20 protein-coding genes are annotated in these 23,055 nt (G+C 66.5%); 13 read left to right on the forward strand and 7 right to left on the reverse strand.

Features of this window, described 5'->3' with window-relative positions; translation table 11 throughout:
• Positions 1 to 275: 275 nt before the first annotated feature.
• The 9 genes from lipB (at position 276) to AB6730_RS15150 (ending at position 13,778) form a co-directional block, all read left to right on the forward strand.
• On the forward strand, positions 276 to 944 hold the full coding sequence (gene lipB / locus AB6730_RS15110; RefSeq protein WP_371024432.1) for a lipoyl(octanoyl) transferase LipB: 669 nt from the start codon (positions 276 to 278) through the stop codon (positions 942 to 944).
• A gap of 12 nt (positions 945 to 956) precedes the next feature.
• The gene (gene lipA / locus AB6730_RS15115; RefSeq protein WP_371024433.1) at positions 957 to 1,955 is read left to right on the forward strand and encodes a lipoyl synthase; all 999 of its coding nucleotides are present in this window, start codon (positions 957 to 959) and stop codon (positions 1,953 to 1,955) included.
• A gap of 31 nt (positions 1,956 to 1,986) precedes the next feature.
• Positions 1,987 to 4,314, forward strand: a complete 2,328-nt coding sequence (locus AB6730_RS15120) for a carboxy terminal-processing peptidase (protein WP_371024434.1) — start codon at positions 1,987 to 1,989, stop codon at positions 4,312 to 4,314.
• 414 nt (positions 4,315 to 4,728) lie between these two features.
• Positions 4,729 to 5,592 carry a mechanosensitive ion channel family protein gene (locus tag AB6730_RS15125; protein WP_371024435.1) on the forward strand — a complete coding sequence of 288 codons (864 nt, stop codon included), beginning with the start codon at positions 4,729 to 4,731 and terminating at the stop codon, positions 5,590 to 5,592.
• Positions 5,593 to 5,896: 304 nt separating this feature from the next.
• On the forward strand, positions 5,897 to 7,624 hold the full coding sequence (gene aceF, locus AB6730_RS15130) for a dihydrolipoyllysine-residue acetyltransferase (RefSeq protein WP_371024436.1): 1,728 nt from the start codon (positions 5,897 to 5,899) through the stop codon (positions 7,622 to 7,624).
• 13 nt (positions 7,625 to 7,637) lie between these two features.
• On the forward strand, positions 7,638 to 9,461 hold the full coding sequence (gene lpdA / locus AB6730_RS15135) for a dihydrolipoyl dehydrogenase (protein WP_371024437.1): 1,824 nt from the start codon (positions 7,638 to 7,640) through the stop codon (positions 9,459 to 9,461).
• A gap of 62 nt (positions 9,462 to 9,523) precedes the next feature.
• The gene (locus AB6730_RS15140; RefSeq protein ID WP_371024438.1) at positions 9,524 to 9,982 is read left to right on the forward strand and encodes a transposase; all 459 of its coding nucleotides are present in this window, start codon (positions 9,524 to 9,526) and stop codon (positions 9,980 to 9,982) included.
• A 196-nt stretch (positions 9,983 to 10,178) separates the two neighbouring features.
• Positions 10,179 to 11,501, forward strand: a complete 1,323-nt coding sequence (locus tag AB6730_RS15145; RefSeq protein ID WP_371024439.1) for an APC family permease — start codon at positions 10,179 to 10,181, stop codon at positions 11,499 to 11,501.
• A 159-nt stretch (positions 11,502 to 11,660) separates the two neighbouring features.
• Positions 11,661 to 13,778 carry a beta-agarase gene (locus AB6730_RS15150; protein ID WP_371024440.1) on the forward strand — a complete coding sequence of 706 codons (2,118 nt, stop codon included), beginning with the start codon at positions 11,661 to 11,663 and terminating at the stop codon, positions 13,776 to 13,778.
• On the opposite strand, the gene AB6730_RS15155 is transcribed toward AB6730_RS15150, so the two are convergent.
• The 4 genes from AB6730_RS15155 to AB6730_RS15170 form a co-directional block, all read right to left on the reverse strand.
• On the reverse strand, positions 13,761 to 13,943 hold the full coding sequence (locus AB6730_RS15155; RefSeq protein ID WP_371024441.1) for a DUF2061 domain-containing protein: 183 nt from the start codon (positions 13,941 to 13,943) through the stop codon (positions 13,761 to 13,763). The genes AB6730_RS15150 and AB6730_RS15155 overlap by 18 nt on opposite strands.
• A gap of 90 nt (positions 13,944 to 14,033) precedes the next feature.
• A complete protein-coding gene (locus tag AB6730_RS15160; protein ID WP_371024442.1) occupies positions 14,034 to 14,444 on the reverse strand; it encodes a hypothetical protein in 411 nt (136 codons plus the stop codon).
• Positions 14,445 to 14,454: 10 nt separating this feature from the next.
• Positions 14,455 to 14,922, reverse strand: coding sequence for a DUF962 domain-containing protein (locus AB6730_RS15165; RefSeq protein ID WP_371024443.1), 468 nt, complete (start codon positions 14,920 to 14,922; stop codon positions 14,455 to 14,457).
• Positions 14,923 to 14,959: 37 nt separating this feature from the next.
• On the reverse strand, positions 14,960 to 15,856 hold the full coding sequence (locus tag AB6730_RS15170; RefSeq protein WP_371024444.1) for a phosphoribosylaminoimidazolesuccinocarboxamide synthase: 897 nt from the start codon (positions 15,854 to 15,856) through the stop codon (positions 14,960 to 14,962).
• Between the two features lie 96 nt (positions 15,857 to 15,952).
• On the opposite strand from AB6730_RS15170, the gene AB6730_RS15175 reads away from it, so the two are divergent.
• The 4 genes from AB6730_RS15175 (at position 15,953) to AB6730_RS15190 (ending at position 18,753) form a co-directional block, all read left to right on the forward strand.
• Positions 15,953 to 16,279 (forward strand): cytochrome c, encoded by a 327-nt coding sequence (locus AB6730_RS15175; protein WP_371024445.1) that lies wholly within the window; start codon positions 15,953 to 15,955, stop codon positions 16,277 to 16,279.
• Positions 16,276 to 17,073 carry a co-chaperone DjlA gene (gene djlA / locus AB6730_RS15180; protein WP_371024446.1) on the forward strand — a complete coding sequence of 266 codons (798 nt, stop codon included), beginning with the start codon at positions 16,276 to 16,278 and terminating at the stop codon, positions 17,071 to 17,073. The genes AB6730_RS15175 and djlA overlap by 4 nt, the downstream gene beginning before the upstream one ends.
• 196 nt (positions 17,074 to 17,269) lie before the next feature.
• Entirely contained in the window at positions 17,270 to 17,944 is a 675-nt protein-coding gene (gene rpe / locus AB6730_RS15185; protein ID WP_371024447.1) for a ribulose-phosphate 3-epimerase, read from the forward strand.
• Between the two features lie 62 nt (positions 17,945 to 18,006).
• A complete protein-coding gene (locus AB6730_RS15190; RefSeq protein WP_371024448.1) occupies positions 18,007 to 18,753 on the forward strand; it encodes a hypothetical protein in 747 nt (248 codons plus the stop codon).
• A 476-nt stretch (positions 18,754 to 19,229) separates the two neighbouring features.
• On the opposite strand, the gene AB6730_RS15195 is transcribed toward AB6730_RS15190, so the two are convergent.
• Genes AB6730_RS15195 through AB6730_RS15205 form a run of 3 tightly spaced genes read right to left on the reverse strand, consistent with a single transcriptional unit; the run spans position 19,230 to position 22,886 of the window.
• On the reverse strand, positions 19,230 to 20,120 hold the full coding sequence (locus tag AB6730_RS15195; RefSeq protein ID WP_371024449.1) for a LysR family transcriptional regulator: 891 nt from the start codon (positions 20,118 to 20,120) through the stop codon (positions 19,230 to 19,232).
• Positions 20,121 to 20,170: 50 nt separating this feature from the next.
• Positions 20,171 to 22,243, reverse strand: coding sequence for a pyridoxamine 5'-phosphate oxidase family protein (locus AB6730_RS15200; protein WP_371024450.1), 2,073 nt, complete (start codon positions 22,241 to 22,243; stop codon positions 20,171 to 20,173).
• 31 nt (positions 22,244 to 22,274) lie between these two features.
• Positions 22,275 to 22,886 carry a glutathione S-transferase family protein gene (locus AB6730_RS15205; protein ID WP_371024451.1) on the reverse strand — a complete coding sequence of 204 codons (612 nt, stop codon included), beginning with the start codon at positions 22,884 to 22,886 and terminating at the stop codon, positions 22,275 to 22,277.
• Between the last annotated feature and the right edge of the window lie 169 nt (positions 22,887 to 23,055).

The following is a 23,055-nucleotide window of genomic DNA, read 5'->3' on the forward strand; positions in this document are numbered from 1 at the left end:
CCATGGTCCGTGATCAGGTCGGCTGGCGATCCACTGCGCCTTGAGGAGCCAAAGGAAAAAGACAGTTGCTCCCACCGGGCAAGAACCGGCTCGCGGCGGACTGGCCCGCTGCCGCGGGATCGCCCGTATAACCGGCTCCCACCAGACTGGCGCAAGGTGCCAGCCGTTGCCCTTGTGGGAGCCGGCTATGCCGGCGATAGGCGCCACAGGTTTTACTCTTGTAACCCCAGGCCCCCGCCCACAACTCCCCCGAATCCCCTCCGACCTTCGCTCCCATGACCCTCCCGCTCAACGTCCGCCGGCTGGGGCGCGTGCCCTACGAGTCCACCTGGAAGGCCATGAGCGCCTTCACCGACAACCGCACCGACGACACCGTCGACGAGTTGTGGCTGCTGGAGCACGACCCGGTGTTCACGCTGGGCCAGGCGGGCCTGCCCGAGCACGTGCTGGCGGCGGGCGACATCCCCGTCGTCCGCGTCGATCGCGGCGGCCAGGTGACCTATCACGGCCCCGGCCAGATCGTGGCCTACCCGATGATCGACCTGCGCCGCGTGGGTGTTGGCGTGCGTGAACTGGTCCACCGCATCGAGCAGGCCATCATCGACACCCTCGGCGAATGGAATATCGGCGCGGAGCGCCGCGAGGGCGCGCCCGGCGTCTACACGGCGGGCGCCAAGGTGGCCGCGCTGGGCCTGCGCATCCGCCGCGGCTGCAGCTTCCACGGGCTGGCCTTCAACGTGGACATGGACCTGGAGCCCTACCACCGGATCAATCCCTGCGGCTACAAGGGTTTGGAAGTCACCCAGGTGCTAGACTTGGGCGGTCCGTCGCGGTTGGCGGACGTGGAAGACGTCCTGGTACAGGAATTCTGCAAGCAGTTCGGTTTCCACGCCGTCGACGCCGCGCCCATCCTCCCCGAACTCCCCGCCCGCCTTGCGGTCTGAGGCAGTAGCCCTATGAGCCAATCCTCCCTTTCCCCCTCCCGCAGCATCCCCATCGCCGTCGTCGACAAGCCCGGCGAGAAGATGCTCGGCAACGACAAGATCGCGCTCAACCGCGCGAGCTTCGACGCCAACCAGCCCGTGCTGCGCAAGCCGAGCTGGATCCGCGTGCGCCTGCCCCAGGGCAACGCCGTGCAGCAGCTGAAGGCGCGCCTGCGCGAGAACTCGCTGACCACGGTGTGCGAGGAAGCCAGCTGCCCGAACATCCACGAGTGCTTCTCCAAGGGCACCGCCACCTTCATGATCCTCGGCGAGGTCTGCACCCGCCGCTGCTCGTTCTGCGACGTGGCCCACGGCCGTCCGCTGGCGCCCGATCCGCTCGAGCCGGCTCGCCTGGCCGAGACGATCCGCGACATGCGCCTGAAGTACGTGGTGATCACCTCGGTGGACCGCGACGACCTCCGTGACGGCGGCGCCGCCCATTTCGCGGCCTGCATCCGCGCGGTGCGCCACGCTAGCCCCGACATCCGCATCGAGATCCTCACCCCGGATTTCCGCGGCAAGGGCCGCATGGAGCGCGCGCTGGAGGTCCTCAAGGATTTCCCGCCGGACGTCTTCAACCACAACCTGGAAACGGTCCCGCACCTTTACCGCGAGGTCCGTCCGGGCGCCGATTACCAGTGGTCGCTGGATCTGCTGAAGAACTTCAAGGCGCAGCACCCGACGGTGCCGACCAAGTCCGGCATCATGCTGGGCCTGGGCGAGACGCTCGAGCAGGTGCTGGAGACCATGCGGGATCTACGCGCCCATGACGTCGACATGATCACCATCGGCCAGTACCTGCAGCCGACGGCGCACCACCATCCGGTGGTCCGTTACTGGACGCCGGACGAATTCGAGGCGCTGCGCGTCGCGGGCGATGAAATGGGCTTCTCCCATGTCGCTTCCGGTCCGTTGGTGCGATCCTCCTACCATGCCGACCTGATGGCTCACGCCGCCGGCGTCGTCGAATAAACGCCCCAACGCATTCCGAGGCTCCGATTACATGACTCTTCGCCCCGCGATCGCTCTCCTGCTGGCCTTGTCGGCCGCGGGTGTCCAGGCACAGGCTGCCGCGCCGCAGCAGCAGCCGGGCACGACCGCGCCGGCGGGCAAGTCGGCGCCGCAACCGAAAGACGCCTCGGAAGCGGCGACCTCGCCGGAGCCGCAGCGCAAGGAATCCAGCCTGCCGCTGAAGCCGACCCAGGCCGAAGCGCAGGCGTCGCAGCTGTCCGCGCGCTTCCTCACCCGGTTCCACTACCAGGCCCAGCCGCTCGACGACGCCATGTCGGCCAAGATCTACAAGGCCTACATCGAGTCGCTCGATAGCGAGAAGGTCTTCTTCACGCAGGAAGACCTCGCCAAGTTCGATCCGCTGAAGACGCAGTTCGACGACGCCATCTGGAACCAGGATCTCTCCGGTCCGTTCTCGGTGTTCAACCTGTATGTCACGCGCGCCGTCGATCGCATGAACTATGCGCGCAGCCTGCTCAAGCAGGGCTTCGACTTCAGCGGCAACGAGAGCTTCAACTTCGATCGCAAGAAGGCCGCCGCGCCGAAGAACCAGGCCGAGCTCGACGACGTGTGGCGCAAGCGCACGATGAACGACTGGCTGCGCCTGAAGCTGGCCGGCAAGAACGACGACGACATCCGTAAAACGCTCGACAAGCGCTACGCCACGTACATCTCACGCGTGCGCCAGCTCGACGACGAGGACGCGACGCAGGCCTTCATGACCGCGTACGCCAACTCCACCGATCCGCACACCGATTACCTCGGTCCCCGCGCCGCCGACGCCTTCGACATCGCCATGCGCCTGTCGCTGGAAGGTATCGGCGCGGTGCTGCAGGCACGCGACGACTACACCACCATCCGCGAACTCGTCCCGGGCGGTCCGGCGATCAAGTCCGGCAAGATGAAGCCCGGCGACCGCATCGTCGCCATCGGCCAGGGCGAGACCGGCCCCATGGTCGACGTCGTCGGCTGGCGCCAGGACGACGTGGTCAAGCTCATCCGCGGCAAGAAGGACACCACCGTCCGCATCGAGACCCTGCCCGCCGATGCCGGTGTGGACGGCAAGCACGAGATCGTCACCCTCGTGCGCAAGAAGGTCACGATGGAAGAGCAGGCCGCCAAGTCGAAGGTCATCGACGTGAAGGACGGCGACGTCACGCGCAAGATCGGCGTGATCGAACTGCCCACGTTCTACCAGGACTTCGGCGCGCGCCGTAACGGCGACGCCAACTTCAAGAGCGCCACCCGCGACGTGTCCAAGCTGCTCACCGAGCTGAAGGCACAGAAGGTGGAAGGCGTGATCATGGACCTGCGCAACAACGGCGGCGGTTCGCTCAACGAAGCCACCGAACTCACCGGCTTGTTCATCGACACCGGCCCGGTGGTGCAGGTGCGCGACGCGCGCGGCCAGGTCGACGCCCAGGGCGACGACGCGCCGGGCATGGCGTGGGACGGTCCGATGGCCGTGCTGGTCAACCGCGGTTCGGCATCGGCGTCGGAGATCTTCGCCGCCGCCATCCAGGATTACGGCCGCGGCATCATCATCGGCGAGCCGACCTTCGGCAAGGGCACCGTGCAGAACCTGGTCGACCTCGACCGCTTCGGCAAGGCCACCACCGGTGAGGACGCCAAGTACGGCGAACTCAAGATGACCATCGCCGAGTTCATCCGCATCAACGGCGACAGCACGCAGCTGCATGGCGTCACGCCCGACGTGCAGTTCCCGCAGAATGGAGACGCCAAGGAATTCGGCGAGTCCACCTACGACAATGCGCTGCCGTGGCGTCACATCGATCCCGCCGACTACAAGCCGGTGGCCGATCTCAAGCCGATCATCGGTCCGCTCAACCAGAAGCATCAAACGCGCGTGGCCACCTCGCCCGCGTGGAAGCTGATGCTCGACGAGCTGGCGCAGTACCAGAAGCTGCGCGACAAGACCGACATCTCGCTGAACTTCGCGGCGCGCCAGGCCGAGCGCAAGCAGTACGACGCGATCCAGACCGATTTCCGCAACCGCCGCAAGGCGATCTTCGGCGGCGACGGCAGCCCGGCGGAATTGGGCGACGACGGCAACACGGCCGACGACGGCCTCAACGCCAACGAGCGCAGCATCAAGTCCGAGATCAAGCAGGAAGCCGAAGCGAAGAAGGCCAAGGACACGCCGCTGGACGAAGCCGCCCACATCGTCGGCGACGAGGTCGCGATGATCAAGGCCGATCCCAAGATCGCCGCGGAAGTACTTCCGTACGGCGGCCGCAAGATCGACGCCCCACAAACGGCGCAAGTCCCGGCAAAACCCCCGGCAGACACCACCCCGTAACAAGAAGGCGCCGCAAGGCGCCTTTTTTTATGGGGAGCCCCACCCTGTCTTTTTTGGTGGGAGCCGCCGTGACCTGGTGGGAGCCGACCTTGTCGGCGATCCCGCGGCAGCGGGCCAGTGCGAGGCAAGCACCCATCGCCGCTGAAGCGGCTCCCACAACCGCATCGAGTAGACCGGTCAGGTACAGACCGGTAGGAACAGACCTGCGGGAGCCGCCGTCCTGTGGGAGCCGACTTTGTCGGCGATCCCGCGGCAGCGGGCCAGTCTGCGGCAAGCACCCATCGCCGGCAGAGCCGGCTCCCACACAAGCCGGCTCCCACACAGAGCCGGCTCTGCCGGGGTTTGTCGCCTACCACGCATTCATCTTTTTCCTGATAGCCTCGACGCGCTTTTTCATCGCACAAGGGCAGGGAAATGACGGATCTCCTCGAACGACTCGGCGTGGAACACGCCATGAGCGTCCTCATCGTCAGTTACGCCATCCGCATCGGGCTGGCACTGCTGCTCCTGGTCGTCGGCTTCTGGCTCGCCGCCCGTATCGCCAACTTCGGACGCCGTGCGCTCGAACGCGCGCGCGTCGACCTCACGCTGGCCTTGTTCCTGCGCAACCTCATTTACGGCGTGCTGCTGGCGCTGCTCTTCATCAACGTGCTCGGCACGGTCGGCGTCCCGACCACGTCGTTCATCGCCGCGCTGGGCGCCGCCGGCCTCGCCATCGGTCTCGCGCTCAACAGCTCGCTGTCCAACATCGCCTGGGGCGTGTTGCTGATCCTGTTCCGTCCGTTCCGCGTGGGCGATTTCGTCAGCCTCGGCGGCATCGACGGCACCGTGGAAAGCGTGAACCTCATGCACACCTACCTGATCACGCCGGATAACCGCCAGGCGGTGGTGCCCAATGCCAAGGTGGGTGGCGACGCGATCATCAACTACAACGTGCGTGGCACGCGCCGCTTCGAGTTGAAGGTGGGCATCGGCTATGGCGACAACATCGGCAAGGCCATGCAGGTGGTGCAGGATCTCTTCGCGGCGGACCCTCGCATCCTCAAGGACCCCGCGCCCGGCGTGTGGACCGAAGCGTTGGGCGATTCCAGCGTGAACCTCGTCATTCGTGGATGGACCGCCACGACCGACATGTGGGAAGCGCAGACGACGCTCCTGCGCCGGATCAAGGAAGGCTTCGACGAGGCCGGCATCACCATCCCTTACCCGCAGAGCGAGATCCGTCTCGTGGGGCCGCCATCCGAGGGCGAACGCAATCCGCTGCAGCCCATGAGGTAAAGGGGAAAGGGTGGGAGCCGACTTTGTCGGCGATCCCGCGGCAGCGGGCCGGGCCATGGCGAGCACCCATCGCCGCTTAAGCGGCTTCCCACCAAAGTAAGCGGCTTCCTACCAACCGGCTCCGACCTTTTGGAACCGGCTCCGCAAAGCGGAAATCCTCCCAAACGAGCGTTTGAATCGAGCAAAAACGGCTCATCCGGCGGGCCTAGGGATTACAATCGACCGGTTGCGCCGCAGCACGGCGCCCGTCATTCCCCCGCCAGCGGGTTCGTCCGCCCGCAAGCGCCTGTTTTTAGGAGGTTCCATGGCCGACGTCAAAGAAGCCCGCGTCCCCGATATCGGTGGTAGCGCGGTCCCCGTCATCGAAATCATGGTCAAGGTCGGCGATCGCGTCGAGAAGGACCAGAGCCTGGTGACGCTCGAGTCCGACAAGGCCACGATGGAAGTCCCGGCGCCGTTCGCCGGCGTGATCAAGGAACTCAAGGTCAAGGTCGGCGACGAAGTCGACGAAGGCCATGTCATCGCGCTGGTGGAAGCCGAGGGCGATGCCCCGGCCGCGCAGTCGAAGGCCGAGGCGCCCAAGGCCGAAGCACCGAAGGCGGAGGCCCCGAAGGCCGCCGCTCCGGCGCCCGCTCCTGCCGCTCCGGCGCCCGCGCCCGCCGCGGCCAAGGCGCCGTCGGCGTCGAAGTCCTCCGGTCCGGTCGAGGTGAAGGTTCCCGACATCGGCGGCAAGCCGGTGCCGATCATCGAGATCATGGTCAAGGCGGGCGACCGCGTCGAAAAGGACCAGAGCCTCATGACGCTCGAGTCCGACAAGGCCACGATGGACATTCCCGCGCCCTCGGCCGGCGTGATCAAGGAACTGAAGGTCAAGGTCGGCGACGAGGTCAACGACGACCACGTCATCGCGATCCTCGAAGGTGAGGGCGGCGAAGCCGCTGCCGCCGACGAGCAGCCCGCTCCGTCCGGCGAGAAGCCGGGCGTCTCCGAAGCGCCTGCCGAAGCACCGCGACGCGAAGCCGCCGCCGCGCCCGCGCCGTCGGCCGACGTGCCGGTGGGCGGTGCGCCGCGCACGCCGCCGGTGTCGTTCGACGCATCGGTGGTCATGCCGGACGCCGTCCCGTACGCGAGCCCGGCCGTGCGCGCCTTCGCGCGCGAGCTCGGTGTCGACGTCGCCCAGGTCAAGGGCAGCGGCCGCGGTGGCCGCATCCAGCGCGAAGACGTGTCCGCCTACGTGAAGCAGGTGATGACCGCCGGCGCGCCGGTGGCCGCGGGCGGCACCGTCGCCGCGGGTGGCGGGCTCAACCTGCTGCCGTGGCCGAAGGTCGATTTCTCGAAGTTCGGCGAAGTGGACGAAAAGCCGCTGTCGCGCATCCAGAAGATCTCCGGCGCGAACCTCGCCCGCAATTGGGCGATGATCCCGCACGTCACGCAGTACGAAGACGCCGACATCACCGAGCTGGAAGCCTTCCGCAAGAAGCTGGGCGAAGAGAACAAGGATCTGAAGATCACCCCGCTGGTGTTCCAGATCAAGGCGGTAGTCGCGGCGCTGAAGAAATTCCCCACCTTCAACGCTTCGCTCGACGCCTCCGGCGAAAAGCTCACGCTGAAGAAGTACTTCCACATCGGCATCGCCGTGGACACGCCCGACGGCCTCGTCGTGCCGGTCATCCGCGACGCCGACAAGAAGGGCCTGCTCGAACTCGCCGCGGAACTGGGCGAGATATCGAAGAAGGCGCGCGACAAGAAGCTCACCGCGAACGACATGTCCGGCGGTTGCTTCTCCATTTCCTCGCTCGGCGGCATCGGTGGCACGGCGTTCACGCCGATCATCAATGCGCCGGAAGTGGCGATCCTCGGTGTGTCGAAGGCGCAGATGAAGCCGGTCTGGAACGGCAAGGAATTCGCGCCGCGCCTGATGCTGCCGCTGTCGCTGTCGTACGACCACCGCGTGATCGACGGCGCGCTCGCCGCGCGCTTCGCGGTGTACCTCGCCAACCAGCTCGGCGACATCCGCCGGCTGTTGCTCTGACGGGGGGCGCACCATGGCTAACACCATCGAACTGAAGGTTCCCGACCTCGGCGGCTCGCACGACGTGCCGGTCATCGAGATCCTGGTCAAGGTCGGCGACACCGTCGAGAAAGACCAGAGCCTCATCACCCTCGAGTCCGACAAGGCCACGATGGACGTCCCGGCCACGCAGGCGGGCACCATCGTCGAACTGAAGGTCAAGGTCGGCGACGAGATGAACGACGGCAGCGTCATCGCCCTGATCGAAGCCGCGGGTGACGCGGGCAAGCCGGAGGCCGACAAGGTCGTCGGCCAGGCCGTGACGAAGGACGCTCCCGCGCCCGCCGTACCGTCGCCCGCTCCGGCACCGCCGAAGCAGACCGTCGCGGCGCCGGCCCCCGTGCCCACCGCCAGCGTGAAAGCGGCGGGCGACTCCGGGCGCAAGGCGGACATCGAGTGCCAACTGGTCGTCCTAGGCTCGGGCCCGGGCGGCTATACCGCGGCGTTCCGTGGCGCCGACATCGGCCTCGATACCGTGCTGGTCGAACGCTACGAATCGCTGGGCGGCGTTTGCCTCAACGTGGGCTGCATCCCGTCGAAGGCGCTGCTGCACGCGGCTGCCGTGATCGACGAGGCCGCCGCCATCGAGGCGCATGGCATCACGTTCGGCAAGCCGACGATCGACCTGGACAAGCTGCGCTCGTTCAAGGAAAAGGTGGTCGGCAAGCTCACCGGCGGCCTCGCCCAGATGGCGAAGGCGCGCAAGGTGCGCACCGTCACCGGCGTCGGCATGTTCATCTCGCCGAATGAAATGGAAGTCCAGACGGCCGAAGGCACGAAGCTCATCCGCTTCCAGAACGCCATCATCGCCGCGGGCTCGCAGTCGGTGAAGCTGCCTTCGTTCCCCTGGGACGACGAGCGCGTCATCGACTCCACGGGCGCGCTCGAACTGCGCGACGTGCCGAAGAAATTGCTCGTCGTCGGCGGTGGCATCATCGGCCTGGAAATGGCCACGGTGTACGCGGGCCTCGGCTCGGACGTCACGGTGGTCGAGCTGGCCGACCAGCTCATGCCGGGTGCCGACCTCGACCTGGTGAAGCCGTTGCAGGGCCGCATCGCCAAGCGTTACAAGGGCATCCACCTCAAGACCAAGGTCGTCGAGGCGAAGGCCACGAAGAAGGGCATCGAAGTCACCTTCGACGGCGAGAGCATTCCCGAGACCACCGTCTACGATCGCGTGCTGGTGTCCGTGGGCCGTTCGCCGAACGGCAACAAGATCGGCGCGGACAAGGCCGGCGTGGAAGTCAGCGAGCGTGGCTTCATCCCCGTCGACCGCCAGATGCGCACGAACGTGAAGCACATCTTCGCCATCGGCGACCTCGTGGGCCAGCCGATGCTGGCGCACAAGGCCACGCACGAGGCCAAGGTCGCCGCCGAAGCGGCCGCCGGCCAGAAGAGCTTCTTCGACGCGCGCGTGATCCCGTCGGTGGCCTATACCGACCCGGAAATCGCCTGGGTCGGCGTGACCGAACGCGAGGCGAAGGAAAAGGGCCTGAAGATCGGCGTAGGCAAGTTCCCCTGGGCGGCTTCCGGCCGCGCCATCGGCATCGACCGCACCGAAGGCTTCACCAAGCTCCTGTTCGATGAGGAAACCCACCGCATCGTCGGCGCCGGCATCGTCGGCCCGCACGCGGGCGACCTCATCTCCGAGCTAGCCCTCGCGATCGAGATGGGCGCCGAAGCCGGCGACATCGGCCGTACCGTCCATCCGCACCCCACGCTCGCCGAATCCGTCGGCATGGCGGCCGAGGTGTACGAAGGCACGATCACCGACCTGTACATCCCGAAGAAGAAATAACCTACCGACGCCCGCGGTGCCGTACGGCATCGCGGGCCGTCGCGGCCGGGCATGGTCGATGAATGCTTTCGCCACCTCATTCCCGCGATCTTCGCCACGGCCGGGTATCGGAACCCGGTCGCATCTATTTGGTAACGACCACGACGTGGAATCGCGCTCCGTTGTTTCGCGATATTGCCTTCGCGCGCCGTGCCTCCCGCATTTGTCATTCCCCCAAGGCCTGGAAAGATGCTCGTTGTCTTGCCTGGGTATTGATGCCTGATCACTGGCATGGACTGATCGAGCTTCACGATGGAGATATCTCGCGGGTGGTTGCGAGATACAAAGCCATGGTGTCCAGCTCGATCAAGCGCTCGACGGGTCGTGTTTCCCCGGTTTGGCAGAAGTCGTTCCATGATCGTGCCCTTCGAAAGGACGACGATGTGAAGGCAGCGGCGCGATATATCGTTGCCAATCCGCTGCGCGCCGGGTTGGTCGATCGAATCGGCGACTACCCCTACTGGAATGCCGCCTGGCTCTAGGTCCGCTCTGTGTGGGAGCCGGCTATGCCGGCGATGTCCTGCCAGATGGAAGGGGACGGCACCCTTGAAGAGGCATCGCCGCTGAAGCGGCTCCCACATGGGGCGGTTCCCATTAAGTCGCTGCTCCCACAAGGGACAGCCGGCCCGTGACCACGGCCATATCGCCCTGCATCGCCGGTTATGGCATGGTCGGCGGATGCCAGCCCCTCAGCCAGCCCATTACCTCCGTCGCCTCGGCATCTGGGATGCCGCGATGATCGTCATTGGCGGTGTCATCGGCGCGGGCATCTTCCGCACGCCGGCCACCGTCGCCCAACTCACCAGCTCCGGCACGGAAGTCATCGCGCTGTGGACGCTCGGTGGCCTGCTCACACTAGCCGGGGTGCTCTGCTACGCCGAGCTCGGGGCCAGGCGTCCTCAAGCGGGTGGCACGTACGTCTACCTGCGGGAAGCGTTCGGCCAGCTGCCGGCCTTCCTGTTCGGTTGGACGATGGCGCTGATCAACTACCCGGGCAGTGTCGCCGCGGTCGCGACCACCTTCGCCGATTACGCGTGCCGCGCCATGGGACTTCCGCACGAATGGGTGAAGCCGCTGGCGGTCGGCGCCATCAGCTTCATCGTGGCGGTGAACCTGTTCGGTATCCGCGCCGGCGCCTGGGTGCAGAACACCTTCACCGTGTTGAAGCTCGCCGCCGTCGCGCTGCTGATCGTGGTCGGTCTGTTCCTCGCCCGTGGCCACCTCGGCCTGGCCTTCGTCGCCGATCCCACGCACGACGTACCGGCAAGCACGGTGATCGGCGCGTTGCTGCCGGCGATGTTCGCGTATGGCGGCTTCCATTACCTCAACGACCTGGCCGGCGAAGTGCGCAATCCGCAGCGAACGCTGCCACGCGCCCTCGGGCTCGGCATGGCCAGCGTGGTAGTGTGCTACGTGCTGGTGAACATCGCCTACATGGCGGGCCTGGGCCACGACGGTCTTGCCGCGAGCACCGCGCCCGCCGCCGACCTGATGCGCCGCGTGTTCGGCGAATCCGGCGCCATGATCATCGCCGTCGGCATCGCCTGTTCCACCTTCGGCTACTGCAGCATCGCCATCGCGGGCGGCGCGCGCGTGCTGCAGGTGATGAGCGCGGATGGCATGTTTTTCCGCCCCATCGCGCGCATCGATGCACGCACGGGTGCGCCGCAGTTCGCGCTGGTGGCGCTCGGCGCGTGGGCGATCGTGCTGATCCTTTCGGGCAGCTTCAATGCCTTGCTCAATTACACGACCGTGGGCGAGTGGTTGTCGCATGCGTTCGGCATCGCGACGATCTTCTGGTATCGCAAGAAATTGCTGTCTGAGCCGTCGCCGTATCTGGTGCCCGGTTATCCGTGGCTGCCGCTGGTGTTCACCACGACGGTGCTCTGCGTGATCGCCGCCACCGCGGTGACGGCGCCCGCGGACGCGGGGATGAGCCTGGTGATCATCGCCGTTGGTGTGCCGGTGTATTACCTGTGGCGTCGCCGGGCCGTGGCTTGAACGGTGAGGTGGCAGTGTTGTGGGAGCCGCTTCAGCGGCGATGCGCGCAGCGGTAATCTGGCCCGCTGCCGCGGGATCGCCGGCATAGCCGGCTCCCACAACGGCATTTGTCGTGGCTGGATCGGGACATATTCACGTCTGGCGTGGCAGATTGTGGCGATGCGGCCAATCATCCTTTTCGTGCTGATCGCCTCGACTGTTTTCGCCGCGGGCGTAGCCGCCGCGACAGCGGTCGATCTCGTCCATCCGTCCGGCGAGGTGCGCATCGCGGCGCAGGACGCCGCGCTCGACCCTACCGTGCGCAAGAGTGCGGAAGGGGAGGAGTTGGTGGCGGTGACGTTCAAGCCAGCGGCGAAGCCGTCGCTCGTGCTCACGCCCACGAAGGGCACGTGGTCATGGACTGCCGATGGAACGATGCGCTTGCGCGTGCAGAACGGCATGCCGTGGCCGGTCACGCTCATGATCGACGTGACTTCGGCATCGAGGCACCTCACGGCAACGGTGGGCGTGCCGCCTGGTCCACCGCAGACCGTGTCCCTGCCACTGCAAGCCACCTCGCCGCGTGCGTTCGGCATGCAGGTGGGGCCGCCAATGCCATTCGACGACAACATTGTCGCCACCTCGGTCGACGGTGCGATCGACGCGCGCGCCGTCACCTCGGTCACCCTGTCGATGCCCCAGCCCGGCGCCCCGCAGACCTTGCTGTTCGGCAAGCTCGACGACGTCGCCGGTAGTGACGACCTGCGCCACGCGTATACCGCGATCGTCGACCGCTACGGCCAGTACACGCGCGCCACCTGGGCTGAAAAGATCGCCAGCGATGCGGACCTGAAAGCCCGAGCAAACGCCGCCCCGAAAGTCACCGACCCAAAAGGCCTCGACCGATACGGCGGCCGCACCGACCTGCCCGCGATGCAAGCCACCGGCTGGTTCCATGCGCAGAAGCAAGGCGGCCGCTGGTGGCTGGTGACGCCCGAAGGCCACGCCTTCTTTTCGCTCGGCGTCAACGCCGTCAACCTCACCGACGGACGCACTTACGTGCAAGGCCGCGAATACATGTTCGCGGACCCCGGCGCCGCCAACGGTCCGTTCGGTGGCAGTGGCGACAGCCGTAGCGACCAGGGTTCGCAGCGCGACAACGGCATGAATCACGGGCGCTGGTGGGATGTCTATGCGAACAACGTCGCGCGTTCGTTCGGCAGCGACAAGGATGAACCCGCGTGGCGCAAGCGCACGGTCGATCGTCTCAAGGCCTGGCGGTTCAACACGCTGGGTAACTGGAGCGATCCGGCCTTCGCCGGCGACCACCGCATCGCCTATACCGTGCCCATCCTGATCCACGGTGACTTCAACACCGTCGGCGCCGGTTTCGACTATTGGGGTCGCATGCCCGATCCTTTCGATCCGCGTTTCGCCAAGGCGACCGAAGCCGCCGTGGCGAAAGCCACCAAGGGCGTACGTGACGATCCATGGCTGCTCGGCTATTTCGCCGACAACGAACTCTCATGGGCGGGGCAGGGGCCGCAAGGCCGCTGGGCACTCGCCACGGGAAGCCTCGCGCAAGGTCCGGAAAGTCCCGCGAAACAAGCCTTCCTCGACTACCTGAAGAAGACCCACGGCGACGCCGCCACGTTCGCGAAAGCGTGGGGCGTGCCAGCCACGCATTGGGAGCAGGTCGCCGCCAAGGGATTCAAGGCGCCGGACCCCGACGAAGCGCATCCGGCGATCGCGGCCGACTACATCGCCTTCCTGAAGCTCTATGCGAACCAATACTTCCGCACCGTCGCGCAGACCTTGAAGAAGGCCGACCCGCACCACCTGTTCCTCGGCGGCCGTCTGGCCGTCCGAACGCCAGAGGTGGAAGAAGCCAGCGCGGCCTATGCCGACGTCACCAGCATCAACACCTATACGGATCTACCGGAGCACGGCTTCGATGTGGCCGCCTTTCGCAAGATGGACAAGCCCGTGCTGATCACGGAGTTCCACTTCGGTTCGGCGGATCGCGGCCCCTTCGGCAACGGCGTCGCCGCGGTGGCCAGCGAGGAGGAACGCGGCAAGGCCTATGCGCGGTTCGTCGACGCCGCCGTGGCGTCGGGCGTCATCGTGGGAACGCACTGGTTCCAGTACGTGGACCAGCCGGTGACCGGCCGCATCCTCGACGGGGAAAACGCGCATATCGGGCTGGTCGGCATCACCGACATCCCGTTCGAAGGATTCACCCGCGCCGTCACCGACGCCAACGCCCGCACAGGCGGTGGATCAGGCGGCGCGCGCTAGGGGAAGGCCACGTCGGGCCTCGCGGGACACGCCCCGGCCCATGGCGAAGGCGATCGGCTCGGCGATGCCGACGATCGTGCTGAGCGCGACGTTCTGGTTTACGGCGTAGCTCATGGAAAACGCGATGCTGAAGTGCGTCGCGGCGTATTTGATCTTTCTGGCCATGGCCGGACTCTCCAATGGGAATGCATCTCATTATGGGGACGCGAAACCATGAGTCCAAGTGATCGTTTGAATGAAGCCGATAGGAGGTTTCTATCGGCGGATGGCCGCGCCGACCACCATGGCCACCACCATCACCAGGGCCACCGCCATGCAGGCGCTGGTCGGCTTCACCCGGCGGGCGTCGATCCGCGGCACCAGCCACCAGATCAGCCACGCCCCGAGCAGCATGTCGACCACCAGCGAAGCGCGCATCCACGGCAACACGAAGATCGACTGCCCCGGTGCCTGGCCGTGCTGCGCGGCGATCGCCAGGCCGCCCATCAACACGGCGGCGAGCGACCAGACCAGGCTGGCCAGGTAGGCCCGGTTGAAGATCACGGGCGTCTTTTCCAGCCAGCGCAGGGCGAGCCACACGATCAGGGCGGGGACGACGGCGACGGCGCTGGAATAGATCACCCACCAGATGGCGGCGGAGAGGAAGGTCAGGAGGGGCTGGGTCACGGCGTGTCCGTCAGTACGACACGCCGAAGCGGCCGAGGGCCTTGCTCATCAGCCAGGCGGGGCCGATCAGCAGGTACTGGATATCGGTGAAGAAGGAGGGTCGGCGGCCTTCGATCTTGTGGCCGATGAACTGGCCGATCCAGGCCACCACGAACACGCCGATGGCCAGGCGCAGCAAGCCGGTGGAGCCGATGGCCTGGTAGATCGTGTCGGTGACCAGGGCCAGCACGATGAAAGCGCCTGCCATGGCCAGGCCGATCTTTCGCGAAAGCCGGTAATAGTAGAAGCAGAAGGCCAGGAACATCGCCAGCACGGCCCAGAGCCCCGGCCGTCCCAGCCAGCCGGGGACCGGGATCAGCCAGACCAGCGCGACCACCGTCCAGGTGATCGCCGGCACGCAGATCCAATGGATCAGCTGGTTGGTCGGGTTCTGGTGATCGCGGCTGTAGTTGCCGAACCAGGTGGCTGCGTCGCGCATGGCGTTCCCCTCCGTGATGCCTCTCGGTAGAGGAAGCTTAGTCCAGTCGGATGCCGGCCAGCTTGTCGAGCGCCTCGGCGTACTTCGCGGCGGTGCCGGCGATGACGTTTTCCGGCACCTTCGGGGCAGGCGGCGACTTGTTCCAGCCGATGTCCACGAGGTAGTCGCGGACGAACTGCTTGTCGTAGCTGGGCGGGCTGATACCGACCTTGTACGCGTCGGCGGGCCAGAAGCGCGAGGAATCCGGGGTGAGCATCTCGTCCATCACGTGCAGCACGCCGTTCTCGTCCGTGCCGAACTCCAGCTTGGTGTCGGCGACGATGATGCCGCGCTCCGCGGCGAAGGCGGCGGCGAAGGCGTAGATCTCCAGCGTGGCCTTGCGCACGGCGTTGGCGAGGTCTTCGCCCGCGGCGGCGACCACGGCGTCGAAGCTCACGTTCTCGTCGTGGTCGCCGACGGCGGCCTTGGTCGATGGCGTGAAGATCGGCTCCGGCAGCTTCTGCGCCTGCTGCAGGCCCGGGGGCAGGGTGATGCCGCACAGGGCGCCGGTGGCCTGGTAATCCTTCCAGCCCGAGCCGATGAGGTAGCCGCGCGCGATGGCTTCCACGGGCACCGGCTTCAGGCGCTTGGTGACCACGGCGCGCTTCGCGTACAGCTTCGGATCGACAACGGCGGGCAGTACCGAGGCGACATCGTCGCCGGTGAGATGATTCGGAATGATGTGCGCGGTGCGGGCGAACCAGAAGTTGGAGATCTGCGTGAGCATCTCGCCCTTGCCGGGGATCGGGTCGGGCAGCACCACGTCGAAGGCCGACAGCCGGTCGGTCGCCACCATCAGCAGGCGGTTGCCGGGCAGGGCGTAGACGTCGCGGACCTTGCCGCGATGGATGAGCTCCAGGCCCGGCAGGTCGGATTGCGAAAGGGTGGTCGGCACGGCGGGGACTCCGGTAGGCGATCGATCCGCCCATTGTAGCGGTGGTCGCCGGGTCGGCCTGCTAGAATTTTAGGTTACCGCCCCCATAGCCTCGCCATGCGAATCCTCACGACCGCGGCATTAGCCCTGGCCTTCACCACCCCTGTCCTTGCCGCGCCGCCTGCGAAGCCGGCGCGACTGGGCCTGTGCGCGGCCTGTCATGGGGAAGACGGCATGGCGCGGGTCCTGGGCGCGCCCAACCTCGCCGGGCAAAAGCTCGACTACCTGCGCGAGGCCCTGCGCCAGTACCGCGACGGCCGCCGCGACATTCCCGTGATGCGCGCCGCCACCGGCCCGCTTTCCGACGCCGAACTCGACCAGCTCGCGCAGTGGTTCTCCGCACAGAATCCCGCCGCCCCGCACCCTCCAAGGGCCGTTCAATGAATTTCACCGGCACTCTCATCGGCGCCGTGCTCGGCATGTGGCTGACGCACAACCTGCTCGGCGCCCTCGTCGGCGGCGCCCTCGGCTTCATGTTCGACGCCAGCCGCCAGCAGCAACGGCGGCGTACGCCGACGCAGGGCGGGTATGTCGCCCCCTTGTTCGCCCTGATCGGCGCCGTGGCCAAGGCCGACGGCCGCGTTTCCGAAAGGGAAATCGCCATCGCCGAGCGCCTGATGGCGCGCATGGGCCTCGACCAGGAAGCCCGGCGCGTCGCCATCGAGGCGTTCAACGAAGGCAAGCAGCCCGAGTTCAACGCCACCGCCGTCATCGACGAACTGCGTCAATGGGTCGGCCACCGCCGAGACCACGCCTTCCCGGTGATCGACGTGGTGATCGAGACGGTGCTCGCCGAGGGCAACCCGTCGCCGGAGAAGATGGCCATCCTGCGCCAGCTCGCGTTCGCCCTTCGCGTCAGCGACATGGAACTGATGGCGCTCATGGCGATGAAGGGCTACGCCTGGAACGCCGGCGCCAGCGGCCGCTCGTACGGCGGCGGTGGCGGCTACACGCCGCCGCAGCGGAACACGCAGGGGCCGGACCCTTACGCCATCCTCGGCATCCAGCGCGATGCGGACGACCGGGCAATCAAGCGGGCGTATCGCAAGCTGATTTCCGAGCACCACCCCGATCGCCTGGGCGATCTTCCGGACGACATGCGCCGGCGCGCGGAAGCGCGGGCCAGCGAGATCAACGCGGCGTATGAGCGGATCAAGGCGGAGAGGGGTTTCAAGTAAGAGCATCGCCGACAGGGTCGGCTCCCACCAGAGTCCGGCACCCGTGAAACCATCTAGCCGCGGAAACCGGCCCTTGCTCTGGTGGGAGCCGACCCTGTCGGCGATGTCGCGGCAGCGACAAGGACAATTTCATCCACGCCCGCTTTAACGACTACCGTATACCCTGACCACCTTCCGTCACACCACGGTACCCATCATGGCCAAGCAGTCCCCCGTCATCGCCCCGTCCATCCTCTCGGCCGACTTCGCCCGCCTGGGCGAGGACACGCGCAAGGTCCTCGACGCCGGCGCGCAGTGGGTGCATTTCGACGTGATGGACAACCACTACGTGCCCAACCTCACCATCGGCCCGATGGTGCTCAAGGCACTGCGCGATTACGGCATCACCGAGCACATCGACGTGCACCTGATGGTCAAGCCGGTGGACCGCATCGTGCCCGACTTCGCCAAGGCCGGCGCGCGCAGCATCAGCTTCCACCCCGAGGCCAGCGAGCATGTGGACCGCACCATCCAGCTGATCCAGGGCGAAGGGTGCGAGGCCGGCCTGGTGTTCAACCCGGCCACGCCGCTGAACTGGCTCGACTACGTGATGGACAAGATCGACATGGTCCTGATCATGTCGGTGAACCCCGGCTTCGGCGGGCAGAAGTTCATCCCGGGCGCGCTGGACAAGATCCGCCACGTGCGCGAGCGCATCGACGCCAGCGGCCGCAAGATCCGCCTCGAGGTGGATGGCGGCGTCAACACCGACAACATCGGCCAGATCTCGGCCGCCGGCGCGGACACCTTCGTGGCGGGCTCGGCCATCTTCAATGCGCCGGACTACGCCGACGTGATCCGGCGCATGCACGCGGCCATTGGCGGCAAGTAGGCGGCAAAGAGAGTACGGTAGTACCGTTGGTACGCCCGGGGGGGCTTTCGGAGGATGCGCTCATGAAGACGTTGTCCGTACTTACCCTGTCGCTGGCGCTCGCCGCGCCCCTCGCCGCCATCGCCGGCGAACGCCCGCAACCGCTGCCAGACCAGCAAAGCGCCGTTTCCAGATCGCTGCTGCCGTGTCCCGGCGGCCTCGAGCGCTTCCTGCCCGGCGACTATTACTTCTGCTCCGCCGCCCGAAACTACTGGAGCGGCCACGATGGCCTGGCTCGGGAAAGCCTGAAAAACGCCGCTCGCTGGGCCAGCAAGCCCGCGCAGTACGCGCTCGGCGTCATGTACTTCAACGGCGACCATGCCGAGAAAAACCGTCCGCTAGGCCTCGCCTGGCTGGCGCTGGCGGCCGAACGGCACGATCCCTCGTACGAGCCCACCTTCATCTCCGCGTACAAGCAGGTCACGCCGGAAGAACTGGCCCAGGCTGATGCCTACTGGAAGGAGCTGAAGACGACCTACGCGGACGCCGTGGCGGCCCCCCGCGCCGAACACCGTTTCGATCGCGAATACCAGCAGATCGCCTGGGCCGCGAACTTCGGCGGCAGCGTGTTCATCGACGGGGTAACGGTGCCATATGGCAACTCGGGCTTCGCCAATGCCGCACCGTTGCAAAGCGGCTTCTCCCTTGGCCGCATGTTGCAGACCCAGAAGGCCGAGTACTTCTACGGCTACGACAGCCACGTGTTCGTCGGCGACGCGGAACTGGTGCCTATCGGCCAGGTCGCCTCGCACAAGTCACAGGCCGACTGACGAGACGCACGAAAAAGCTCCCCTGGCCATCGGGCCGGGGGAGTGAAGGAGGCTCCGGGGGAGGAGCGTCTCAGGGGGAACGGATCACACAGGCTGCCAGTTCGGATCGGGTTCCGCCGGCCCGGCGATCGGCGCGCTTCCGTGCGTGCCGATCGCGCCAAGGCCTTCCATGGCCGGTTCCACGAAGTCGTCGAAGAGATCCATGCGTGCGTCTCCCGTCAGTGCAGGCCGAACAGCAGGCCCAGGACCAGCGCGCCCAGGGCAAGGGCGACGCGCAGCGGCTCGAAGTCGCGGTCCAGTTCGGTGTTGTCGGCGTCGGGCTTGGTTTTCATGGGTTCTCCTCCGGCGCCGGGTGGCGCGCCGTCATGGCCATTTGAAGGGCATGCGCGGCGGGCGGAGCGTCCCGGGTGGGGCAATCCGCGGATCGTTTATGGCAAATCGAGGGCAAAGACTTCGTGCAGGGACGAAGCGCTCGCTCAACGGAGCAGCGGGTTCCCGCGCAGACGCGACACGGCCAGGTCGACGAAGGCCCGTACCTTGGCCGGCGCATGCCGCCCCTCCGGATGAAGCACGTGGATCGGCAACGGCGGCTCTTCGTAGTCGGCGAGCACGACCTGGAGCCGGTCATCAAGGAGGGCAGGACCCACCTGGTAATGAAGTACCCGGGTCAAGGCGAGCCCCGCCGTGGCGGTCGCGATCGCGGCATCGTTGGTGTTGCACTGGAGCCAGGGGTCGATCGTCACGTGGTGGTCGTTCGCGAAGCGCCAGTGAGGCGACGTCCATGCACCGGTCGAGACGGCGATACGGTGATCCTTGAGATCCGCGGGTGTCCGGGGAACGCCATGGCGTTCGAAATAACCCGGCGATCCACACACCACGCGCCGCACCGAGCCGACCTGGATGGCGGAGAACCCCGAATCCGGAAGGTGGCCGATGCGAATCGCCACATCGATGCCTTCCTCGACGATGTTCACCGGCCGGTCCACGAACAGAAGGCTGCCGGACACGGTGGGATAGGTATCGAGGTATTCATGCATGATCGGCAGCACGTACATCTGTCCGAACAGCAATGAGGCCGTGATGGAAAGCGTGCCGGAGGGCGTGGCGTACGAGCCCGCGGCGGCGGCTTCCGCCTCGTCGATGTCGGCGAGGATGCGGCGGCAATCGTCGAGGTAACGACTGCCCGGTTCGGTCAACTTCACCGAACGCGTGGTGCGTATGAAGAGACGCGCGCCGATGAGTGCTTCGAGCGAGGCGATGGCGCGGGTCACCGCCGGCGCGCTCATGCGCAGCTGGCGCGCGGATTCGGAAAAACTCTCCGTCTCCGCCACTTTCACGAAGATGCGCATGGCCTGCCAGCGATCCATCCGTTCCCCTCGCCCGTTCCGCGAGGATGATAGCACCCGTGCCGGAGGCATCAGAGCGCGAGCTGGATGCGGTTTTCCTCTTCGCCTTCGCTCGCCGCGGGCACTGCGCAGCAGATCAATACCTCGTCGTTCGCGATGCGTGCGGTCGGTTCCTTGAGGTAGGTGACGGCACCCTTGAGCAGCTTCGTCCGGCAGGTGCCGCAGGTGCCTTCGCGGCAGCTGAAGTCGGGCTCCAGTCCACGCGCTTCCGCGAGTTCCAGCAAGCTGCCGGACTCCGGCGTCCAACGTGCTTCCTTCAACGAATCCATGAAGGCGACATGCACGGGCTGGACAGATACGGGAAGACGGACGGGTTCCGTGGCGCCGGCATCCACGACACGCTTCAACGATGAGGGTCCGAACGCTTCCGCGTGGATTCGCGTGTCGCCAATGCCGTGCTTCCGCAAGCCATCGTAGAGCGACTGGGTGAAAGCGGGTGGCCCGCAGAGATAGAAATCATGGTCGTTGAATGGCAGCACGTGCGTCAGCAAGGCCATGTCGATGCGGCCGGCCACGTCGTAGTCGAGCCCTTCTTCCGCGTTGGTGGTATCGCTCAATACGCGCGTCCACGTCACCGCGCCTTGCGCGGCTTCGACGAGCGAAGCGATCTCCTCGTCGAACGGTCGATCCGCCAGCGAATGCGCTGCCTGGACGAGGAAGACCGGGCGCATCCGCTGCTTGCGCAACCCTTCGTAGACGATGTGACGCAGCATCGCGAGCAACGGCGTGATGCCGATGCCGCCGGCCAGTAGCACCGCCGGCCTCGTCTCGTAGGGATCGATGGTGAAGCCACCATCGGGCGCGCGCGCCTCGATGATGTCGCCGACCTTCACGGTGTCGTGCAGGTGGTTCGATACTGCACCTTCACGTTTGACGCTGATGCGGTACACGCCATCCGACGGCGCGACGGACAGCGTATAGGTGCGGATGACGGGCTTGTCCGCGCCACGCACGGTGACGCGTACCGGCAGGTGCTGTCCGGCGACGTGTGAAAGAAGGCCCGCTCCGTCATCCGGTTGCAAGTGGAAGGAGCGGATCGACGGGCTTTCCTCGACGATCCGCGTCACCTTGTAAGGACGCCAGCGCGTGGCGAGCGCGGCTGCCTGCAAACGCGCGTTCGCCTGTTCCCAATCGCCGGTCATGAGGGAGCTCGGCGACCAGCCCTGCTTGCGGAACGTCCAGCGCAGCGGCAGGGCGCCGGCTCGCCGCACGATACGGCGCGGCCGGAACGTCCACAGCCGTTCCGCACCCTGGAACGCGGCGATCTCCTGCGAGTCGAGGACTACCTCGGCGTCGCCGGCCATCTGCAACACGTCGCCGTTTTCGTCGTCGACGAAGACGAGCCCGGCCTTGCCGTTGAGCACGATGTTGCCGAGCGTCGAGAAGAAGAGGTTGCCGTTGAAGTCGGGCACGGTGAGCGTGCCGTCCGCGCCGACGCGCACGAATCCCGCCTTGCCGCCGCGATGCGACACGTCGACCTGGCGTCGATCCTCACGGTCCGCATAGGTCGCGACGAAGAAGGTATCCGCCATTTCGACCATGGCGCGCGCTGCGGCATCCAACTGCGTCGACTCTTCCACGACGCCGGTGTATGGCAGGCCAGGATCACGCACGTAACGGAGGTCGCGGAGCTGGATGTAGCGAGGGCAGTTTCCGAAGCTCTGGTCGACATCGACGCGGAATCCTGCCCCTGTCGTGGGCGCCGCGACGAAGCCGTTCATGCGATTGCGGCGCCGCGTATGCATCTCGATACCGAGCAGGCCGATGGCCTCGCCCTCGCGCACGCCTTCCGCCGCGGGATCGCTCGTGTCCGGACGGAGGGCGATGTCCAGCGTGGTGGGATTCGGCGACGACATGAAGCCCGGCGTGCCGGCGAGGAGCGTGGCCCATGGATCGCCGTTCGCATCCACGCTGCCCAGGACCACGAAGGGAAGCTGGGCGTAGAACTCGCGGTGCTGGTCGGGCATGAAGTCGCGCACCACGCGCTTGCCGACGATCGCCATGCGCTCGGCCACACCCGCCTTCTCCTGGAGGAAGGTCTCACCCTCGTGCCAGGTCGGCAGCTTTTTCAGTGACACGGTCATGGCGATGTCCTGTGGAGCGAGATAGCAGGCGTCAGGCGGCGAGGCCGACCGGGGTGCGGGCGAAGGGGACGAAGCCGGGCAGGCCCTCGATCCGGCGCAGGAAGGCGTTGACGGCCGGGTAGTCGGAGAGGTCGACGTTGCCTTCCGGCGCCCGCGCGACGTAGCTGTAGATGGCGACGTCGGCGATCGTCGGATGCTCGCTCGCCAGCCAGTCCTGCGCCGACAGACGGCTTTCCAGCCGCTTCAGGAGGACATGGGCGCGGGCGATGACTTCATTGGCGTCGTACTTCGCCCCGAATACCGTGATGAGGCGGGCGGCGGCGGGCCCGTAGGCTACGTCGCCAGCCGCCACGGACAGCCAGCGCTGCACGGCGGCGGTTCCCGCCGGATCGTCCGGCAGCCAATCAGTGCGGCCGGCTTTCTTGGCCAGGTACACCAGGATCGCGTTGGAGTCGGCGACGACGACACCTTCGTCATCCAGGAGGGGCACCTGGCCGAAGGGATTGAGCTTCAGGTATTCCGGGGCCTTGTGCGCACCGGCCATGAGGTCGACTTCGACCAGTTCATGGGGCAGGCCAAGCAGGGAGACGAACAGCCGGGCGCGGTGAGAGTGGCCTGACAGCGGATGGTGATAGAGCTTCATGTCGATGTCCTGGGAGTGTCCGGCCGGGCCCATTCCCGTACCGCGCCTCCACATTGCGGCATCTTCCTTCTGGTGAGAATCACCCGGTTCGACACTTCATCATTTCAGTACGTGAAATAATGGCGGCCACGTGTCGCCGGGCTGGCATTGCGGCTCGCCACCGGCGCGA

Source organism: Luteibacter sp. RCC_6_2 (genome assembly GCF_041360655.1).
Lineage (GTDB): Bacteria > Pseudomonadota > Gammaproteobacteria > Xanthomonadales > Rhodanobacteraceae > Luteibacter.

Bases quoted from the DNA above. Each gene is read 5' to 3' on its own strand.
- AB6730_RS15140 (WP_371024438.1), top strand. From the start codon at position 9,524: ATGCTTTCGCCACCTCATTCCCGCGATCTTCGCCACGGCCGGGTATCG.
- lpdA (WP_371024437.1), top strand. From the start codon at position 7,638: ATGGCTAACACCATCGAACTGAAGGTTCCCGACCTCGGCGGCTCGCAC.
- AB6730_RS15175 (WP_371024445.1), top strand. From the start codon at position 15,953: ATGCGAATCCTCACGACCGCGGCATTAGCCCTGGCCTTCACCACCCCT.
- lipB (WP_371024432.1), top strand. From the start codon at position 276: ATGACCCTCCCGCTCAACGTCCGCCGGCTGGGGCGCGTGCCCTACGAG.
- AB6730_RS15205 (WP_371024451.1), bottom strand. From the start codon at position 22,886: ATGAAGCTCTATCACCATCCGCTGTCAGGCCACTCTCACCGCGCCCGG.
- AB6730_RS15125 (WP_371024435.1), top strand. From the start codon at position 4,729: ATGACGGATCTCCTCGAACGACTCGGCGTGGAACACGCCATGAGCGTC.
- AB6730_RS15200 (WP_371024450.1), bottom strand. From the start codon at position 22,243: ATGACCGTGTCACTGAAAAAGCTGCCGACCTGGCACGAGGGTGAGACC.
- AB6730_RS15190 (WP_371024448.1), top strand. From the start codon at position 18,007: ATGAAGACGTTGTCCGTACTTACCCTGTCGCTGGCGCTCGCCGCGCCC.
- AB6730_RS15120 (WP_371024434.1), top strand. From the start codon at position 1,987: ATGACTCTTCGCCCCGCGATCGCTCTCCTGCTGGCCTTGTCGGCCGCG.
- AB6730_RS15145 (WP_371024439.1), top strand. From the start codon at position 10,179: ATGCCAGCCCCTCAGCCAGCCCATTACCTCCGTCGCCTCGGCATCTGG.
- aceF (WP_371024436.1), top strand. From the start codon at position 5,897: ATGGCCGACGTCAAAGAAGCCCGCGTCCCCGATATCGGTGGTAGCGCG.
- lipA (WP_371024433.1), top strand. From the start codon at position 957: ATGAGCCAATCCTCCCTTTCCCCCTCCCGCAGCATCCCCATCGCCGTC.
- rpe (WP_371024447.1), top strand. From the start codon at position 17,270: ATGGCCAAGCAGTCCCCCGTCATCGCCCCGTCCATCCTCTCGGCCGAC.
- AB6730_RS15150 (WP_371024440.1), top strand. From the start codon at position 11,661: ATGCGGCCAATCATCCTTTTCGTGCTGATCGCCTCGACTGTTTTCGCC.
- AB6730_RS15195 (WP_371024449.1), bottom strand. From the start codon at position 20,120: ATGGATCGCTGGCAGGCCATGCGCATCTTCGTGAAAGTGGCGGAGACG.
- djlA (WP_371024446.1), top strand. From the start codon at position 16,276: ATGAATTTCACCGGCACTCTCATCGGCGCCGTGCTCGGCATGTGGCTG.
- AB6730_RS15165 (WP_371024443.1), bottom strand. From the start codon at position 14,922: ATGCGCGACGCAGCCACCTGGTTCGGCAACTACAGCCGCGATCACCAG.
- AB6730_RS15155 (WP_371024441.1), bottom strand. From the start codon at position 13,943: ATGGCCAGAAAGATCAAATACGCCGCGACGCACTTCAGCATCGCGTTT.